Origin of the sequence: Paenibacillus puerhi (genome assembly GCF_009846885.1) — a bacterium.
Taxonomy (GTDB): Bacteria; Bacillota; Bacilli; order Paenibacillales; family NBRC-103111; genus Paenibacillus_G; species Paenibacillus_G puerhi.
In genome coordinates this window covers 161,813-181,072 of record NZ_WUWM01000003.1, presented here as the reverse complement: position 1 = coordinate 181,072, position 19,260 = coordinate 161,813, and the positions used below count along the sequence as shown (strand labels likewise).

Here is a 19,260-nt window from a genome sequence, read left to right as displayed (position 1 = left end):
GACCTCGAAAAAATCAAAATAACGTTATCTGGCGAGTCGGCCGATTTTCTATAATTAGACCCATACGATACAACGATGGAGATACTTCATACCGAAAGTGGGGAACTTACTGTGAAAGTCAAATACAAAGCAAGCGCATTGCGAAGGCAGGAGAGCCTGGCTGGTTTTCTGTTCGTCAGCCCGATGCTGATCGGGGTTGCCGTCCTAACGCTGCTGCCGATCCTTGCGACATTCGTGCTCAGCTTCGGGGATTGGAATTTCGTTGCGGGGCTGAACGGCTTCAAGTGGGTAGGGATGGACAACTTCACGAAGCTGTTCGCAGATGAAAGCTTCCTCAAGTCGATGCGGAACAACTTCATCTTCCTGCTTACGGTTCCGATTTACCTGGCCATTTCTATGCTGCTAGCGATACTAATCAATAAATATGTGTATATGAAGGGCTTTTTCAAAGTCGCGTACTTCATGCCCTATATTTCCAACGTCGTTGCCGTTGCCATCGTCTGGCAGGTGCTCTTCCACCCTTCGGCGGGTCCCGTCAATCAGTTCCTGATGTCCTTCGGAATTGAGAATCCGCCTAAGTGGATCGCCGATCCTGCTTATGCGCTGATCTCCGTGATGATGATCTCGGTCTGGATCTCCATCGGCTACAACATGATCATTTATTTGGCCGGTCTCCAATCGATTCCTAAAGATCTGTATGAGGCGGCGGATATCGATGGGGCCAATGCATGGGTTCAATTCCGCCACATTACCTTGCCGATGCTCTCTTCTACCACGTTCTTCCTGCTGATTACGGGGATCATCTCGACCTTCAAGGTATTCGACCTGATTGCCGTATTGACGGCGGGCGGGCCGATCCAGTCGACCAGCATGCTCGTCTGGTACTTGTACGAAACGGCCTTCCTCAACTTGCGCATCGGCTACGCTTCTTCGATGGCTGTCGTACTGTTCGGATGTGTCCTGATCATCACACTGCTGCAGTGGATCGGTCAGAAGAAATGGGTCAACTACTAGGGAGGTGCCATCGTGCAAAAGGCAAGAGAACCGTTAAGTATATCCAAAGTGATTATCACGATCATCATGTTTTTGATAAGCCTCATGTTCCTGCTGCCGTTTATCTGGATGCTGACAACCTCCTTCAAGCTGGAGACCGACGTGTTCAAGTATCCGATCGAGTGGATTCCGACTCGCTGGCATGCGATTGAAAACTATAAGGAAATTTGGCTGGGCGCCAATCCGTTCTACTTATATTACTGGAATTCGATCAAGGTTTCGCTGATTACAACCTTCGTATCATGTACGATTTCGGCGCTTGCGGCCTACGGGTTCTCGAAGATCGATTTTCCCGCCGGCAAATGGCTGTTTCTGATCGTACTGGCGACCTACATGGTGCCAAGCCAGGCGATGCTCGTTCCGCAATTTATTCTGTACCGCAATATCGGGTTGTTCGACAGCCATCTGGGTCTGATCTTCCTGGGCTCCTTCAGCGTACTCGGTACGTTCATGCTGCGGCAGTTCTTCCTGGGTCTGCACAATGAGTACATCGAGTCCGCCAAGATCGACGGCGCCGGACATGCCCGTATCTTCTGGCAAATCGCTCTGCCGCTCGTCCGTCCGGCCGTCGCCACCTATGCGATCCTGCGCTTCATCTGGACGTGGAACGATTATCAGAATCCGCTGATCTTCCTGCGGACGGATAAGCTGTACACCATTCCGCTTGCGATTCAGAAGTTTGCTTCGATCAACGGCGAATTTTACTCGCTGATTATGGCATGCGCCGTATCCGCCATCCTGCCGCTGCTCATTATCTTCGTCATCGGACAAAAGAGCGTGATCGAGGGAATTGCGCTCGGTGGTGTGAAGGGCTAACGGAGAGTTTTTCGGTAAAGCGGGAGCGAATTGTCTTCCTGACGGGGCAGGCGATCCTATATAATGGAACAGAGGGAGATCGATTCTTCCTCTTTTTCCGTTCCGGGCCGTTCTTGAAAGAGAAGGATATAAAAGCCCGGTTGGCAGCAGGAGAAGCTTTATTTCGAGTGGGGAGGGTGGCTGTGTGTGATGCGTTGGCTTCGATCTCTTTGGTTCCAGTCCTTTCGTACGAAGCTCATGGTCGTCTCGGTTCTGTGCATTCTGCTTCCCGCGCTGGTCACGATGGTCGTGTACAATTACTTGACGCGGGATGCGGTGCGCGAGCAGGCGGCGTCCAACGCCCAGCAGACGCTGCAGCTTGTCAACGGACATGTGACCAATGCGCTGAACCACATGATGTACCTTTGCAATTATATTCAAGTCGATCAGGATATGCTGATGGCGCTCAAGCAGATCGGTACGGGAAGGTACACGACGGACAATGTGCTCTACGAGGAATACCAGGCCCGCAGACAGGTCACCAATACGATAGACAGCCTGACTTATGCCGGTGACCAGAGCTTTTATACGATCGTATTAAACGATGCTTTGTTCATGATGAATTACCAGATCGCTGACTTCGATCCCCGAAACCTGTTGAAGGAGCCTTGGATCGACTCGGTCAAAGGGCTTTCCGGCTTTCAATCGTATTGGGCGGGAACATCCCCCACCGCGTTCCAGGCGTTTAGAAAAATCAGTCCGTATCAGCTGACGGTCGGACGGAAGCTTCCGGAGGGGATCAACGGCTATGTGGTCGTTTCCATCTTGGAGAGCGATATCCACAAGTATTTCCGGAATCTCCCGCCGGGACATGAGATGATGCTTGTAGACGGCACGGGCCGGATCGTCTCTCACGTCGATCCAGGGCGGATCGGGCAACCGTTCACCTTGCTTCAGCAAGCCGGGACAAGCCGCTCGAATATCGTGACGATGCAGGATAAGGAATACCTGCTGTCCGTGTCCGACATCCGGGTTAACAGCTGGAAGCTGGTTTCGCTTACGCCCTACAAGTCCGCTATTGCCAAGATAAATGCGATTTTTCAAAATGTATTTACGTTTCAGCTGATCTCCTTCGCGCTGTTCTTCGGGCTGCTGCTTCTGGCGCTGCGCGCCTTTACGAGTCCGCTAGTAAAGCTGGACAAAGTAGCGGTAGCGGTGCAGAAGGGAAATCTGGAGGTTCGCTCCTCTATTCGCGGCCAGGATGAGATCGGCCGGCTTGGCAAATCTTTCGACCAGATGCTGGACCGCATCTCCGATATGATCGTCCAGGTGACCGCGACGCAGGCGAGGAAGCGCAAGGCAGAGCTCGATATGCTCCAGGCGCAGATCAACCCTCACTTTCTGTTTAATGTGCTGAACTCCATCCGGATGAAGGTGCTTGGCCGGGGAGACCGGGAAAGCGCCGATATGATCAGCTCCTTGTCCAAGCTGCTGCGGATGACGATTCAGGACAATGGCACGATATCGCTGCATGAAGAAGTCGAGATCGTCGCCGATTATGTCAAGCTTATGAATATGAGACAGAAGGAAAAGGTCAGTCTGCAGCTCGATATCGCGGCTGATGTTTTCCTGGAACGTGTGCCGAGGTTCTTCCTTCAGCCGATTATCGAAAATGCGCTGATCCATGGGCTAAGCCAGCAGGCGGGAACCATCCTGCTGGAAGCGTCGGCGGAAGGCGGCACGATCCGTATCCGCGTGAAGGACGACGGCAGAGGGATGGAAGAGAACGAGCTCGCCCGGCTGCAGGCGAGGCTTGCCCGTTACTCGCACGGAGACGAACAGCCGCAGACTCCAGGCAGAGGCTTCTCCGGCATCGGCCTCGCCAACGTCTACGAGCGCATGCGCATGACGTTCGGCCACCACTTCCGGATGGTACTGGCCAGCGAGCCCGGAGCAGGCACGGAGATTACCCTTTATTTCCCGAAACAGGAGGAAAGCGCTCATGTATAAAGTCATGCTGGCGGACGACGATTATCCTGTGCTCGAATTATTATCGAATACGATTCCCTGGACCGAGCTCGGACTTGAGCTGGTCGGATTGTATGAGAATGGAGCGCTTGCGCTCGAAGCGGCCAAGGCGCAGATGCCTGACATCCTCGTAACCGATATCGGGATGCCGAGGATGGACGGCCTGGAGCTGATCCGCGAGCTGAAGGCGATTCACCCTAATCTGCGCGTCGCCATCTTGTCCTGCCACAGCGAATTTCAATACGCGCAGCAGGCGATGAGGATGAACATTCAGGACTATATGCTGAAGGATACGCTCGACCCTGCCGATGTGCGCAAGCTGCTGGAGCAGTTCAAGGTAAGTCTGGACGAGGAGCTCCACCGATCCGAGAGTCAAAAGCAGCTGCGCCATATGGTCGACCGCAGCCGCGAGCGGCACAAGGAGGCTTTCATCCGCGGCACTATCCATGATCCGATGCTGAGCGAGGCAGCCTGGGCGCTGGAAGCGGAGTCGCTGGGTCTGCGGGTGACCGGCAGTACCTGTCTGCCTACTGCCGTCTATATCGATGGTCAGCGAGGAGCGAGGCAGCGGTTTGTCTCCGATGATGTGCTGCGCTTTGCCATCCACAATATCGTGGAGGAAATCCTGCGGGAGGAAGAGCCCGAGGCGGTTCATTTTACTTATGACGCGTTAAGATCCTTCATCCTGCTTCCTTATCAGGGCGGGATCAAAACCAATCCGTATGACCGCGCCGCTCTCGTGCTGGGCAAGCTGCAGTCCGCCGTCGAGCGTACGCTTAAGCTTCAGCTTTCCTTCCTGATCGGCGTGGGCAGCGAGAAGCCGGGCGTGATCCGTCAGGAGCTGATCGAGCTGCTCGGGTCGAGCGGGCAGCGTTTCTATATGAAGCCGCGCACGATCGAGAAAAAGTTGCCGGTCCTGTATGCGACAGTCGATCTGTTCGGACAGTACGACGAAGCGCTAAACAGCCTCAGGGATATGATGATCGGCGGGAATCCGTCCAATGTCCGCCCGGTGGTCGGGCGCTGGACCGGATTCCTGCAGGAGCAGCTGTTCCGGCCGGAGACGGTGAAGGACTGGATGCTGAAGCTCGTGCTGGATCTGAAGCTGAAGCTGCAGTCGATGCAGATGTTTCGCAGCCCGTTCTCCGTCGATATTCTTCACCGCGAAATCCTCGAAACCGATACATTAGCGGAGATGGAAAGCTGGCTCATCCATTTCTTCGAATCGTCCTTCGTTGTCGTCGAGGAAGCCAAGGTGCTGAGCAAGCGCCCGGAGGTGCTGGATGCCTGCCACTACGTCTCCCTCCATCTTCATCGCAAGATCGGTCTGGATGAAGTCGCGGAGAGCTTGTTTCTGAATCCGAGCTATTTCAGCCGGCTGTTCAAAAAAGAAACGGGCGAAACCTTCATCGAATATGTCAACCGGATGAAGGTCGACCGCGCCAAGGAGCTTCTGGACCAGACGAATCTGTCCGTCGCCAAGATCGGCGAAGCGCTGGGCTATGATAACCACAGTTACTTCATCAAGATGTTCAAGACTGTAGCGGGATTCACGCCGCAGGAATACCGGGGAGCGTCCCGCGTTTGACGGCCCGCGGAAGTGTACCGGTCTCTGGACCAAAAGTAAAAATAACGTGGATAGTGGTCAATATCGCGTCATACTTGCGCCAAGGCGGATTGCTATAATGAGCGTGTAAGGCAGCGTATAAGATAAATCTCAGATCAACGTAAAAACAGATAACGGAGGGGTACACTTGAACAAAAAGAGATGGAGTCAAATGATCGCCGGACTGGCGGCAGTCGGCATGCTGGCTGGCTGCAGCGGCGGCAATACGGAGGGCGGCTCCGGCGCGGCACCGAGCGGCGGAGCCTCGGGCGGCACGACACCTGCGGCGCCGGTCACCTTGAAATTCCACGCTTTCGGAAGCGAAGCCCAGCAGAACTGGACAAAGGTCATTTCATCCTTCGAAGCGAAGTACCCGGATATCAAGGTTGAACTGATCAACCTGAGCGAGAAGGGCGATACGCAGGAATACGCGAAAAAGCTTGACCTGGCGGCCGCTTCGGGCGAAGCGATGGACGTCATGATGTTCAGTGAAGCCGGCATGTACGCCCAGCGCGTGGCGCTCGGCATGGTAGCTCCCATTGACGAATTTATCAACAAAGAAGGCTTCAAGGTTACCGAGGAATATAAAGTCGATACGCAGCTGAACGGCAAGTACTACGCGCTGCCGGGCAAGTTCAACCCTTGGTACGTCATGCTAAACAAGAATCATCTGAAGGAAGCCGGACTGGAAGTTCCGACCGATTGGACTTGGGATCAGTTCGCCGACTACGCGAAGAAGCTGACGAAGGGCGATGGCCCGACGAAGCGCTACGGCACGTATTTCCATGGACCTCAGGGCGGAGGATGGCTGGAGTTCACGCGTCTTGCGCTGGCCAATCAGCCGGATAACTCGGATTACCTGAAGACGGATGGAACATCCAACCTGGATAACCCGCTGTTCCGCAAGTCGATCGAGCTTCGTTATCAAATGGAGAAGGTCGACAAGTCGTCCACTCCTTATACGGATATGATCTCGCAGAAGCTGCACTATCGTCCGCAGTTCTTCAACCAATCGGCGAGCATGGTCGTGATCGGCAGCTGGATGAACTCCGAGCTGGGCGGTACGGAGCAGTTCCCGCTGAACTTCGAGGTAGCGGTTGCTCCATTCCCGAAAAATACGGCATCCGATCCGGCAGGCTACTCGATGGTAACGACAGATTTCATGGCCGTAGCGGCAAGCTCCAAGAACAAGGAAGCCGCTTATAAATTCATTCGTTACTTCACGACAGACGGTACGATTGCCCAAGGCAAATACGTTCCGTCCTGGACCAAAGTCAAAAATGAAGACCTGACCAAGATCATCGATACGATCCTGGCCGGTACGAAATCGCCGGATAAGGTCGACAAGCAATCCCTGATCACCGTTCTGCAGAACTCGAGAGCTTCCAAGCTGGTGCCTCCGACGTCCTACCAGGCGGATGTGTACAAAGTGATCAACGAAGAGTATGAGAAGCTGATTCTTGACAAGCAAAACCTGGATGCGATGCTCAAAAATACGCAGGACCGCGCTCAGAAGCTGATCGACTCCAGCAAAAAATAAAATTGCAAACCGGCTCGAACGTATAGAGAGAACCCTCATCAGGTTCTCTCTATTTGTACGGCGGGGAAAGAAAGGACTGGCGTTCATGATTCATCCCAAACTGCCTGCGATCTGGTATGGCGGCGATTACAACCCGGATCAATGGCCGGAGGACATCTGGCAGGAGGATATGCGGCTGTTCCGCAAGGCGGGCATCAATGTCGTGACGCTGCCCGTGTTCAGCTGGGCGAAGCTTCAGCCATCGGAGGATACGTATTGCTTCGATTGGCTGGACCGGATCTTACAATTGGTTCAGGATAACGGAATCTACGTCTGCCTGGCTACCTCTACCGCAGCTCAGCCCGCGTGGATGTCCCGCAAGTATCCGGACGTGCTTCCGGTCGATATCGACGGACGCAAGCGGACGCATGGCTCCCGTGTTAATTTCTGTCCGAACTCTCCGACCTATCGCACCTATGCGGTCCGCCTGACCGAAAAGCTGGCGGAGCGGTACGGCCAGCATCCGTCGCTGCTGATCTGGCATGTCGGCAACGAATATGGACCGCACTGCTACTGCGATACATGTGCGGCGGAGTTTCGGCACTGGCTGCGGGCTCGCTATGGTACGATTGAAGAACTGAACAAGCGCTGGAATATGAGCTTTTGGGGGCATACCGTATACGAGTGGGACGAGATCGTGCCGCCGACGAACCTGAACGGGGACAACCGGTGCTTCCAAGGCATGGCGCTGGATTACAAGCGGTTCATGTCCGATGCAATCCTGGCTTGCTATCAGGCGGAGTACGAGGCGATCAAGCGGATCACACCCGACCTGCCGGTGACGACGAATATTTGGGGGCTGTTCAACGGTCTGGATCTGCAGCAATGGGCGGACCGTATGGACGTTGTCTCCTGGGATAGTTATCCGCAGATGAATGAGCCGATGAGCCAGGTGGCCATGCGTCATGACTATATGCGCGGACTGAAGCACGGACAGCCATTTATGCTGATGGAGCAGACGCCGAGCCAGCAGAACTGGCAGCCTTATAACAGCCTGAAGCGTCCGGGCGTGATGCGTCTCTGGAGCTATCAAGCCGTAGCCCGCGGAGCGGACACGGTGATGTTCTTCCAGCTGCGCCGTTCCTTCGGCGCCTGCGAGAAGTATCACGGCGCGGTCATCGAACATGTCGGTCACGAGGAGACGCGCGTGTTCCGCGAGTGCGCTCAGCTGGGCGCGGAGCTGCGGGAACTGGGCGATACGCTGATCGATTCCCGGCTCCGCCACGAAGCGGCTCTGTTGTTCGATATCGATACCTGGAACGCTGTGGAGATCACGAGCGGACCGAACGTAGATCTGGATTACGCCAAGCAGGCCCAGAAGATGTACAAAGCCTTCTACGAGCTGAACGTCGGCATGGATGTGATCAGTCCCCTCAGCGACTTCTCCGGCTATAAGCTGGTCGTCGCTCCCGTGCTGTATATGCTGAAGCCGGGGGTAGCCGAGCGGATCGAGGCGTTCGTGAAGGCGGGAGGCGTGTTCGTGACGACGTTCTTCAGCGGGATTGTGGACGAGAACGACCGGGTCACGCTGGGCGGCTATCCGGGCCATCTGCGCAAGCTGCTGGGGATCTGGGTCGAGGAGATCGACAGCCTGCCTCCTGAGCTGAAGAACCGGCTGGTGGCAAGCGAGCCGTTCGGCAAGGTCGCCGGCGAGTATAGCTGCGGCATGCTGTGCGAGCTGCTGCATCTCGAGGGCGCGAGGGCGCTTGCCGTCTATGGGGATGATTTCTACGCAGGAATGCCGGCGCTGACGGAGAATACGTATGGCGAAGGCCGGGCGTACTATGTGGCGACCGATGCGGAAGATCGCTTCTTGGCGGACTTCGTCCGTACGCTTTGCGAGCGCAGCGGACTAGAGGCGCCGCTGGAGGCGGAGGCGGGCATAGAGGTGACGCAGCGCCATAAGGAAGGGAAGCGTTATACGTTCGCTCTCAATCATAATGCGCGCCCGGCTGGCGTACGTATAGATGGCGCTAATCGGGATCTGCTGACTGGGCGGACCTTCGCAGCAGGAGACAACGCGGAGCTGGAAGCCTATGGCGTGCTTATTCTGGAAGAGGCAGAGAGATAGCGATACGAGGAGAGAACGATATGGAGGCGAGCTTGATTCGAAGCAAGCTGGTGACGGAAGGCTTTGAAGCATCCCGGCTGTTGTTTCCGGGGGAGACACCCGAACAGGCGCGTGCGCGGCTGCTGGGATCGGCGGCCCATGAGCCGTTGATCGGAGAAATTCGCGGGGAAGCGGAGGTTCTGCTGAAGGAGCCTATGCCGGAGCTGACCTATTCGCTTTTTCGTTTATTTGAGGAAAAGGGCTCCCGGAGCGAATACGATCGTACGTATTTTCGTCGCAGGAATGCGCTTGCTACGTTTGGGCTGATGTGCTGGCTGGAGCCGGAGCGTCAAGACTACGCGGACGCGCTTGCGGATGCCGTGTGGTCCGTCTGCAATGAGTATACGTGGTGCCTGAGCGCGCATCTGGCCCCCGGAGGCGCGGAGCTGCAGAGCGGGATAAGGGCAAGTGGAACCGGCGAGCAGCCCACCGTCGATCTGTTCGCGGCGGAGACGGCATTCGCTTTATGCGAAATAGCCGCTTTGACGGGCGACCGTCTGCCGCCTCTGCTGCGCAGACGCGTACAGCAGGAGGTGCGCAGGCGTGTGCTGGAGCCGTTCCTGACCGGGGCGGCCTACAAGTGGGAGACGGAAACCCACAACTGGGCGGCGGTATGCGCGGGGTCCATCGGGGCGGCTGCGATCTACTCGCTGCCAGGCGGCGAAGAGCTTGCAGCTGTGCTGGAGCGCTGCCTGAAAGCGCTGGATCACTACCTGCTCGGCTTCGAGGCGGATGGGGCGTGCACGGAAGGATATGCCTACTGGCAGTACGGGTTCGGCTTCTACGTGTATTTCGCCGATCTGCTCAAGCTGCGCACGGGCGGACAGATCGATCTGTTCGACTCGGCAAAGGTGAAGGAAATCGCGATGTTTCAGCAGAAGTGCTTTCTGGATGGAAGGAAGGTCGTTAATTTCTCGGACTCCGTGCCGGAAGCAGGCGTTTTCCTGGGACTCAGCCATTATCTGCAAGCCTTGTATCCCGGGATGGAGGTGCCGGAGGCCGGATTACGGTCCGCCTATACGGAGGATCATTGCCGGCGGTGGGCTCCTGCCCTGCGGAATCTGCTATGGGTTCGCGGAGAGGAGCAGGGCGCTCCATGGGCGGGCGCCTCGTACTATTTGCCGGATGCGCAATGGCTCGTATCGCGGCATCGCTGCCCATCGGGCAGCTACGTGTTCGCCGCGAAGGGCGGGCATAACGCAGAGCCGCATAATCATAACGATATCGGCCAGTTCATGCTCGGCGCAGGCGGCGTCATGCTGCTGACCGATCTGGGAAGCGGGCAGTACTCGCGCGACTACTTCGGCAGCGGGCGGTACGGGATATTGTGCAACGGGTCGCAGGGCCACTCCGTGCCCATCGTGGACGGAAGGCTGCAGCAGGCCGGCAGGTCTGCATGTGCGGTGCTTGTGGAGAGAACGTCAACGGACACGCAGGATGTATTCGCTATCGAGCTGTCCGCAGCCTACGCTTATGAAGGCTTGGCCCGGCTGGAACGCCGCTTCGTCTGGTCGAAGACGGACGAGCCGATGCTGGAGCTTGAGGATGCATTCGAGTTTACCGGGCAGCCGATATCGGTGGTGGAGCGCTTCATAAGCTGGTACAAGCCAGAGGGCTTAGGGCCCGGACTTGTCCGGATCGACGGAGGAGAGGCCCGGCTCGAGATCCGGTTCGACGAAAGCCGGTTAAGCTGGACAGCCGCGGAGCTGGAGCATATCGATCATTTTGGCCGCAAGACGGCCTGCTACGCATTGGATTTCGCGGTGGGACATCCTGCGCGGACGGAGACGGTCAAGCTGGTTTTTTCATTCGCAGATTAAGAGTTAGATTTAGGAAGATTTGAGACTTAAGGAGTGTTGAGGATGACACTGCAGGCAGGCTGGGCGCAGGAAGCATGGGACAAGACGGTAAGGAAAGTAACCAGAACGAGCAAGCGGATCGGGGACGGATACCCGCATGCCAGCGTAGGCGGGCAATATCAGCTTGAGCCCGCGTCCTGGTGGACGGCGGGGTTCTGGCCGGGGCTGCTGTGGCTCGTATACCGCAGCACGAAGGACGAAGCGCTTCGCGGACTGGCGGAGTCCTGCGAGCGTCAGCTGGATCAGGTAATGGCGGACTACTACAAGCTCGATCATGATATCGGCTTCATGTGGACGCTCACCAGCGTCGCCCGGTACAAGCTGCTGGGAGCCGGCGAGGCTCCCGACTCCAGGCGGCGGGCGCTGCTAGCCGCGAACCTGCTAGCTGCGCGCTTCAACGTGCAGGGCAATTATATTCGCGCCTGGAATCCGTGGCGCGAAGGCGAGCAGAATGCCGGCTGGGCGATTATCGATTGCCTGATGAATTTGCCGCTGCTGTACTGGGCGTCGAATGAATCCGGAGATCCGCGCTTCAAGCATATTGCGGTCCGCCATGCGGATACGGCGCTGGAGCATTTCATCCGCCCGGACGGATCGGTTAACCATATCGTCGTATTCGACCCCGCGACAGGCGAGCAGCTGCGTGTCGAAGGCGGTCAAGGCTATGCGCCGGACTCGGCCTGGTCGCGCGGAACGGCTTGGGCGATCTACGGGATGAGCCTTAGCTACAACTACACGGGCGACGACAGCTATCTGCATGCGGCGAAGCGGGCAGCTCATTTCTTTTTGGCTAATCTGCCGGAAGATCATGTGCCGCATTGGGATTTCCGGCTGCCGGAGGGAGTTGCGGCTTACCGAGATTCGTCAGCCGGCGCTTGCGCGGCCTGCGGTCTGCTGCTCCTCTCCAAGCAGGTCGGCGGACAGGAGGCCACGCTTTACCGCCAAGCGGGGGAGCGTATTCTTCACTCTCTCTACACCCGTTACGGGGCTTGGGAGGATGAGCGGGAGGAAGGACTCGTCACGCACGGTACCAGTCATTTCCCGGAAGGGAAAAATATCGACGTGCCCTTGATCTATGGCGATTATTACTTCGCGGAAGGGCTTTCCTTGCTGCTCGAGCAGGGCGAGCTGTTCTGGTAGGATGGCAACGCCGGGTCGGCTTGCGGATTGAAAGATAAGACTTAGACACGCTTTGCCTGCAGACGGACTGCGGTAAAGCGTGTTTTTGTTTGGATGAATATGGAGAACGTTAACGTTATCTCCTAAAAAATAGAAGGGGAATGAGGGAATGCTGTCGAATCCTATGTACATACCAACTCTAGGGGTGTTTTATGGGAAAACGGGGAGGATTCATATTTATCATTACCATTCTAGGGATTATGTCCATAGGGTTCGTGCTGAATCAGGTGCGGTTGCTTGATAACTCTATTTCGGCTGTCAGCTTATCGGAGTGGAAGCTCCATCTGGCGGACGGAGACTCTTCGGAGCTCCGTCTGGCTGATGTTCAAGCATCCGGTCAATGGATCCAAGAGTCGATTCGGGACCGGATTCCTCATGACCCGGCGCTGAAGCAACCGATGTGGTTGAAATTTCAAATTCCGCATTTTGAAGCCAGTCATCCCGTCTTGCTGATGAACCATGTCTACGCCCAAAGCATCCGAATTTATGTAACGGATAAGCTTATCTATGAATCCATAAGGAACCATTCCTTCGATACCAACAATGTGCTGCTTCCGATTACGCACGAAGACATGGGGCAGACCTTATACATATGGCTGGATTCTCCCAAGAAACAAATCGGCTTGAGCGAAGCCGTCCTGTTCGGCGAGGATAGCCAGCTGAGGGACCGGTTTGACGAGAATATCGAAAGCGTGATTATCGGCAGCTCCTTTGTCTTTATTGCCATTACGATGCTGTGCTGTTCGATCTTTCTGCTGCGGACCCAGGCGGCTTCCTCCTGGCTGCTGCTCACGGCTATCGTATTTCTGACAGGCATTCTGTTTATTACTTATTCTTCGTACACCTATGCCAAGTACGAAAGATACGGCACCCTTCTGTCCTGCTTCTTCGATCTGGCCTTATTCGCCATCCTGCCTGCGGTGACGTACTTCTTCGAGAAAATCATGGGCAGCGGCTATAAAAGCTCCATCCGCATCTGGCGGTATATCCAGGTCGGCTACTCCTTGATTGCGTTTGTTTTCCTGATCATCAACCTTACGCAGCCCAATGTCTATTTCGACTTATATTACTTTATTTCGGCGACGGCGATCGGGCTGATGGCTATTGTTCAGTTCATCCTGCTCTCCCTTTCCACGATTTTCTATGCGCGAAGGGGCAACCGCGACGCCCGCATATTCGCTTTCGGCGCTTTGCTTCTTGCCTCGTCGGTCATCGGGGACATGGCGAATTTTTATATAACCCAGGGCAATTATGAGCTGATGCTGTGGAAGTGGGGAATCTGCTTTTTTGTTATTTCGCTGATCGTGATCATGGGCAGGAGACTGGCTGATTATTACGAGCAGATCATGAATTATTCGAAGGAAGTGGAGCTGTACAATAACCAGCTGCAGCGCTCGGACAAGCTGGAGGTGATCAGCGAGCTGGCTGCGTCTATCGCTCATGAGGTCCGCAATCCGCTTCAAGTGACGCGGGGGTTTCTCCAGCTACTATCTCTAAAAGTAACGGATCAGGAAAGGGAATATATGAGCCTGGCCATATCGGAGCTGGACCGCGCCTCGGACATCATCACCGACTTCCTCACGTTCGCCAAGCCGCAGATGGATAACTTCGTCAGCCTCCATGTGCAGAGCGAGCTGAAGCAGATCGGAGGCATCATCATTCCGCTGGCGCGAATGAACGGATGCGAGATCGAAGTCGAAGTTCCTCAGCATCTGTATATCCGCGGAAACTCCTCCAAGTTCAAGCAGGTTCTGATCAACCTGATCAAAAACAGTATAGAGGCAATGCAGTCGCCGGGGAAAATCGAGATCTGGGGTTACGAAAATAAGCAGCTGGCTTGCATACATATAAGGGATACGGGAGAAGGCATGGACGCGTCAGAGGTGGCAAGGCTGGGAGAGCCGTATTTTTCAACAAAAACGAAAGGAACCGGACTCGGCTTGATGGTCACTTTCCGGATTATCGAGGTGATGCAGGGAACGATACAATTCAAAAGCGAGAAGGGCAAGGGAACAGAGGTGATTCTGACTTTTCCGGCATTGGCGGAATCGGTCTGAGCCATAGAGATGGGGGCGCGGCTAGGCTGTAGTAGCTGCTCCCCGCAGAGGGGGCACCTGCGAGCTTGAGAAAAATTGGAAAAAGAAGGGCACAGGCATGCCCTTCTCTAAAAAACGTAGACTTACCAGCCTGCTCTAGGCTCGTTGTTGCCGCCTACCAGAACGGTAGAAGGCTCCTTCGGGAGAACCAAATAAAACTGGGTGTCCGTTTCCGCCAAAACCTGAACGTTGAAGCTTTCCGGGATGTCAATGCCGAACGTTTCCTTAACTGCTGCTTTGGGGTTAGCTAACAGTCTGGCTTTAAAACCTTCGTCTTCCCATGTCATGCGAATGATCTTGTACTTCAACTCTTCTGGCGTCATCATTACTAGTCACCCCTGCACACATATTTGGGTATTTATCCCAAATAAAATATATCATGTTATTCTATAAAAATCTAGTAGTTTTGTGAATTTTTAGATAAATAATAAAATAATCCGCCCGATTCCATTTTTTTTTGTTCTTCTTGAATATGCGCGGCATCCCTCGCAAGTCCGTCCAGCAGAAAACGACTAAAATGCTGCAGATAGGGCAGCTCCGCCAGCAGCGGAATGGCCTGCTGATACCGGCTTCGGGCCAGGTGTACATATCTCTGGGGCAGATCGCGATCATAGATCAGCTTGCGAATGCGTTCTCTGCTCAGCTCACCCCGTTCCTCTCCGGGGGAATCGGCCGCCAGCGCAATAAGCGAGTTGTACGAGCCTTCCTGCAGATCCTCCTCCCAGTCGGACCAATCGTCAGCCAGCTGCAGCAACACAAGCACCTCATCTATGCAGCTGTTCACCACTTCCCGCAGGTCGGCCCGATCAGCGAGAAGCAGGGCAGCCGAAGCGGTCAGCTTGACTGGCGCGGCCTTGTGCGCGAGCGTTAAGGGACGGGCCTGCATGTAGGCATGGTCGGTCTCCCGGCTCATCGCCTCTGCCCACTGGGCGTCGTAGTCTCTGTAATGCAACCATAGCGGAGAGCCGGCGTCCGGGAACAGCTCGCGGAAAACCGTCAGAAACTCATAATGAAAAAAATGCGCGAGCGGAAGCTTGTCCCTGCAGTCCGGTCTCGGCGAATCCATCAGATCATCGAGGATGAAGTAGTACAGCATGCCGAATACGCTGCCCAGCGAAAGCCTTCTATTGAACGCGGGAGACAGCCCCGTGAGATCGCTCAGCCAGAAGGGAAGCAGATAGCAAATATAGTTCTTGCTGCTCGCCTCCTTAAGCACGGTGAACTTGTCCAGATAGTGCTGTCCCATGGCGTTGTAGGGCTGGGGGAAGCGGGCGACCATCGTTTCCGCTTCGGTGAATACGGCGATCATCTCTTCATGAAAATCCTCGAACCATTCCATGCATCTACCTCCTTTAATGGGAATTATTTCAATTATATGCAAAGGCTTTGGATTTTCATAGCTCATTTTTAAACCACGTAGAGATGCGGCAGCCTTTACTTGGATTCCATTATCCGCTATGGTGAACCGGCGGAGCTTCAGGCTGTGTGTTAAACGATTGACATATGAATCGGAAAGCGGCTATACTCGGGTAGAATGGCATGCTTCGGGTTATTCTATACTTGACAGAGAACAGGGAGGAACCGTGAATGGGAAGCGTCTATACGATTGGCGAAGCTTTGATTGATTTTATACCGGCGGATAAAGGGGTGCCTCTTAAGGATGTAACCGGGTTCGAGAAGGCTGCAGGCGGCGCTCCGTTCAACGTAGCCTGTGCGGTTGCGAAGCTTGGGGGAAGCAGCGGGTTCATCGGGAAGCTGGGCATTGATGCGTTCGGTGATTTCCTTATTGAGACGCTGGCCGGGCTGCAAGTAGATGTGCGTCATGTGAGGCGGACGAGCGAGGCGGGAACGGGGCTCGCCTTCGTAAGCTTGAGCAGCGACGGCAACCGGGACTTTTCCTTCTATCGCAATCCGAGCGCAGATATGCTGCTGACGGCGCAGGAGGTAGCGGAGATCGACTTTACTTCGGGCGATATCCTGCACTTCTGTTCGGTAGACCTGATCGATGCCCCGGTGAAGGAGGCTCATCGCGCCGCGATTCGGGCAGTCCGTCAAGCCGGGGGACTTGTCAGCTTCGATCCGAATGTGAGACTTCCGCTATGGCCTAGTCCAGAGGCCTGCAGGCAGACGATCCTCGAATTTCTGCCTGAAGCTCAGCTGGTCAAGATCAGCGATGAAGAGCTATCGTTTATTACGGGGCTGGAGCATGAAGAGGACTCGATCGCCTCGTTGTTTGCCGGCGACGTGCGTCATGTCGTCTATACGAAGGGGGCTGAGGGAGCCGTATGGTATACGCGAAGCGAAAGCATCCATGCAGCGGGCCATCCGGTATCCGTAGCCGATACGACCGGAGCGGGAGATGCCTTTGTCGGCGCGCTGCTGTACCAGCTCCATAAGCGCGGACTCCAGGCCGATGCGATCGGATCGGACGACATCCGGCAGATTCTTCACTTCGCCAATGCGGCCGCGGCGCTGACGACGACCCGCAAGGGAGCGGTCGGCGCGCTGCCGGACAAAGAAGAAGTGCTGGCCCTGCTGGCCGGGCAAGCTTAGCTATGATCTTTACTAGCATTTTTCCAGCCGCCTACCAGGAATAAATCGTCTGTTGACTGCCCAATCTATACATGCGCATCCAGTTGATACAAGACCATGAGGAGATGAACAGATTGGGTATTCTAGACGGGAATTCCAAAAATGAACCGATGCATTACGGCGAGATCTATGACCTCTGGCAGTTCTCGATGGCGGCAAAGGGCAGTATTTCGGGATATCGGGCAAATCAGTACCATGCAGGAGACCATGAGCTCAAAAAAATATTGGGCAATCTGATCGATCAAGCGGAGCTTGAGGTCAGCGAATGCGACGCCATCCTTCTCTCCAACGGGATTGCACCGGCTCCGTCTCTTCCGGAGAGGCCCGAAGCCAAGCTGGAGGATATTCCGGCTGGAGCCCGATTCACGGATCAGGAAATAGCTGCGATGTTAGGTGCCGATTGTGCTGCAGGACTCGTGGCATGCAGTCAGATCATGGGCAAAGCTATCCGGGAGGATATCGGCATGCTGTTCGGAAAGTATCATGCGACCAAGGCGGCCTTGGGGTTGAAAATTTTGCGGATGAGCAAGGACAAAGGGTGGCTCATACCGCCGCCGCTGCAGATTAAACGGGAACTGGTGGAGGCTTAGCCCGCTCCCGAACATAGCCGGCAAGCGAGGGCTGTCTCAAAGCATGCAGATGCTTGGGGACAGCCCTATTTCGTTCGAGGCGAACGTCTTCGCCGGATATTTTGTTCATTTCATAACCGTCATGGTTTAGCTTAGCCCCGAGGTGGTAAGTCTAGACAAGAGAAGTGCCAATATCAGGGTTAAAGGAGCAACATGTATGCACACTGGTTCTTTTGTCGGGGATCGTTCTATGCCACAGTTTCCAAATTCCTATTGGATCGAATCGGCTCGTCCCCGTTCCTTCCCGGCGTTGAATGAGGACATCGAGGTGGATTATGCCATCGTTGGCGCAGGACTCACCGGCCTAACGCTTGCTTATCTGCTCACCTCGGAGGGCCATCGTGTCGCTCTTCTGGAAGCGGGCGAAATTCTTCGCGGGACTACAGGACACACGACGGCGAAGGTTACCGCTCAGCATGACCTGATCTACGACGAGTTACTGGAGAAGTTCGGCGCCGACCAGGCGAAGCATTACTACCAGGCCAACTCGGAAGCTCTGGAGTTTATGCGGCGCACGGCAGCCGACCTTCGGATCGATTGCGAATGGCAGGAGGAAGATGCGTATTTGTATGCCCAGACTTCCGAGGGCGACAAGCAGATCAGAAAGGAGCATGAGGCCTGCCAGAAGCTTGGGATCCCTATGGAATTGGTAGAACGTATCGATCTGCCCATGAAGGTATACAGTGGACTGAAGCTGCCCGGCCAGGCGCAGTATCATCCCTTGGCCTATACGAATGGCTTGGTCGAGCAGGTCGTGAGCGCAGGCGGCTTGATTTACGAGCGCACTCGAATCGATGGCAAGCTGGAGGAAGGCGAGCGGCCGGTGCTCTCTACGATGGAGGGCAAGCGGATTACGTGCCGTCATGTTATAGCCTGCTCCCATTATCCTTTCTACGACGGGCGGGGGCTTTATTTCGCACGCCTTCATGCAGAGCGCTCGTATATTCTTGCCGTGAAGCCTACATCCCCCTTTCCGGGAGGCATGTATCTAAGCGTGGACGAGCCGAAACGATCGCTCCGGTCGGTCACGATCAACGGCGAGTCCATGGTATTGATCGCAGGCGAATCCCACAAAACGGGGCAGGGAGAGCAGACGGAAGAGTATTACAAGAAGCTTGAGCAGTTCGGCAAGCAGACGCTCGGCATCGAGGCTATTCCTTACCGCTGGTCCGCGCAGGACTTGGTGACGGTGGATAAAGTTCCCTACGTCGGCCCGATCACGTCCCGTCACTCCAACGTTTGGGTGGCCACCGGCTTCCGCAAATGGGGAATGACCAACGGAACGACAGCCGCGCTGCTGCTTAGGGACCAATTGCTTGGCCGGCCCAATCCGTACAGCGATTTGTATTCGCCCTCGCGCTTCAAGGTCGACCCGGGCATCAAGAACCTGATCAAGGAAAATGCGGATGTGGCCAAACATCTGATCAAAGGAAAATTGGAGTCCGGAAGCATCGAAGCCGATAAGCTGGGACACGACGAAGGCGCGGTTGTGCAAGTGGACGGTAAACGCGCAGGCGCTTACAGGGACACTGACGGCGTGCTTCATTTGGTAGACACCACCTGCACCCATATGGGCTGCGAGCTGAATTGGAACAACGGCGAACGAACATGGGATTGCCCTTGCCACGGCTCGAGATTCGACTATAAAGGAGAAGTTATCGAAGGTCCGGCCGTAGAGCCTCTCGCTAAGATCGAAGCCTAATTCTTCATGGGAGGGTGAAGCTATGAACAGAG

The 19,260-nt window shown here is 55.4% G+C and carries 14 protein-coding genes; 12 read left to right on the top strand and 2 right to left on the bottom strand.

Annotated elements, in window-relative coordinates; all coding sequences use genetic code 11:
- The first annotated feature begins 75 nt into the window (after nucleotides 1-75).
- The 9 genes from GSF01_RS04250 (at nucleotide 76) to GSF01_RS04210 (ending at nucleotide 14,266) form a co-directional block, all read left to right on the top strand.
- Entirely contained in the window at nucleotides 76-1,014 is a 939-nt protein-coding gene (locus GSF01_RS04250) for a carbohydrate ABC transporter permease (protein ID WP_159881770.1), read from the top strand.
- A gap of 66 nt (nucleotides 1,015-1,080) precedes the next feature.
- The gene (locus GSF01_RS04245) at nucleotides 1,081-1,869 is read left to right on the top strand and encodes a carbohydrate ABC transporter permease (RefSeq protein ID WP_159881853.1); all 789 of its coding nucleotides are present in this window, start codon (nucleotides 1,081-1,083) and stop codon (nucleotides 1,867-1,869) included.
- Nucleotides 1,870-2,058: 189 nt separating this feature from the next.
- Nucleotides 2,059-3,858: a cache domain-containing sensor histidine kinase gene (locus GSF01_RS04240; RefSeq protein ID WP_159881852.1), complete on the top strand. Its 1,800-nt coding sequence runs from the start codon at nucleotides 2,059-2,061 to the stop codon at nucleotides 3,856-3,858.
- Nucleotides 3,851-5,464: a response regulator transcription factor gene (locus tag GSF01_RS04235; protein ID WP_159881769.1), complete on the top strand. Its 1,614-nt coding sequence runs from the start codon at nucleotides 3,851-3,853 to the stop codon at nucleotides 5,462-5,464. Before GSF01_RS04240 ends, GSF01_RS04235 begins: the two co-directional genes overlap by 8 nt.
- 190 nt (nucleotides 5,465-5,654) lie before the next feature.
- Nucleotides 5,655-7,022, top strand: coding sequence for an ABC transporter substrate-binding protein (locus GSF01_RS04230; RefSeq protein ID WP_159881851.1), 1,368 nt, complete (start codon nucleotides 5,655-5,657; stop codon nucleotides 7,020-7,022).
- A gap of 85 nt (nucleotides 7,023-7,107) precedes the next feature.
- A complete protein-coding gene (locus tag GSF01_RS04225; RefSeq protein ID WP_159881768.1) occupies nucleotides 7,108-9,132 on the top strand; it encodes a beta-galactosidase in 2,025 nt (674 codons plus the stop codon).
- 20 nt (nucleotides 9,133-9,152) lie between these two features.
- Complete coding sequence (locus GSF01_RS04220; protein WP_159881767.1) at nucleotides 9,153-10,991, top strand: heparinase II/III family protein; 1,839 nt, start codon at nucleotides 9,153-9,155, stop codon at nucleotides 10,989-10,991.
- 42 nt (nucleotides 10,992-11,033) lie between these two features.
- A complete protein-coding gene (locus GSF01_RS04215; RefSeq protein WP_159881766.1) occupies nucleotides 11,034-12,170 on the top strand; it encodes a glycoside hydrolase family 88 protein in 1,137 nt (378 codons plus the stop codon).
- 191 nt (nucleotides 12,171-12,361) lie between these two features.
- A complete protein-coding gene (locus GSF01_RS04210) occupies nucleotides 12,362-14,266 on the top strand; it encodes a sensor histidine kinase (protein WP_159881765.1) in 1,905 nt (634 codons plus the stop codon).
- A gap of 122 nt (nucleotides 14,267-14,388) precedes the next feature.
- Here the strand turns inward: GSF01_RS04210 and GSF01_RS04205 are convergent, their stop codons facing one another.
- Nucleotides 14,389-14,631 (bottom strand): NHLP leader peptide family RiPP precursor, encoded by a 243-nt coding sequence (locus GSF01_RS04205; protein ID WP_159881764.1) that lies wholly within the window; start codon nucleotides 14,629-14,631, stop codon nucleotides 14,389-14,391.
- Nucleotides 14,632-14,702: 71 nt separating this feature from the next.
- On the bottom strand, nucleotides 14,703-15,644 hold the full coding sequence (locus GSF01_RS04200) for a hypothetical protein (protein ID WP_159881763.1): 942 nt from the start codon (nucleotides 15,642-15,644) through the stop codon (nucleotides 14,703-14,705).
- A 248-nt stretch (nucleotides 15,645-15,892) separates the two neighbouring features.
- Here GSF01_RS04200 and GSF01_RS04195 point away from each other — a divergent pair, with 248 nt between their 5' ends.
- The 3 genes from GSF01_RS04195 (at nucleotide 15,893) to GSF01_RS04185 (ending at nucleotide 19,228) form a co-directional block, all read left to right on the top strand.
- Nucleotides 15,893-16,858, top strand: a complete 966-nt coding sequence (locus GSF01_RS04195; RefSeq protein WP_159881762.1) for a PfkB family carbohydrate kinase — start codon at nucleotides 15,893-15,895, stop codon at nucleotides 16,856-16,858.
- A gap of 113 nt (nucleotides 16,859-16,971) precedes the next feature.
- Nucleotides 16,972-17,487: a DUF3231 family protein gene (locus GSF01_RS04190; RefSeq protein ID WP_159881761.1), complete on the top strand. Its 516-nt coding sequence runs from the start codon at nucleotides 16,972-16,974 to the stop codon at nucleotides 17,485-17,487.
- Between the two features lie 229 nt (nucleotides 17,488-17,716).
- Complete coding sequence (locus GSF01_RS04185) at nucleotides 17,717-19,228, top strand: FAD-dependent oxidoreductase (protein WP_159881760.1); 1,512 nt, start codon at nucleotides 17,717-17,719, stop codon at nucleotides 19,226-19,228.
- Nucleotides 19,229-19,260 lie beyond the last annotated feature (32 nt).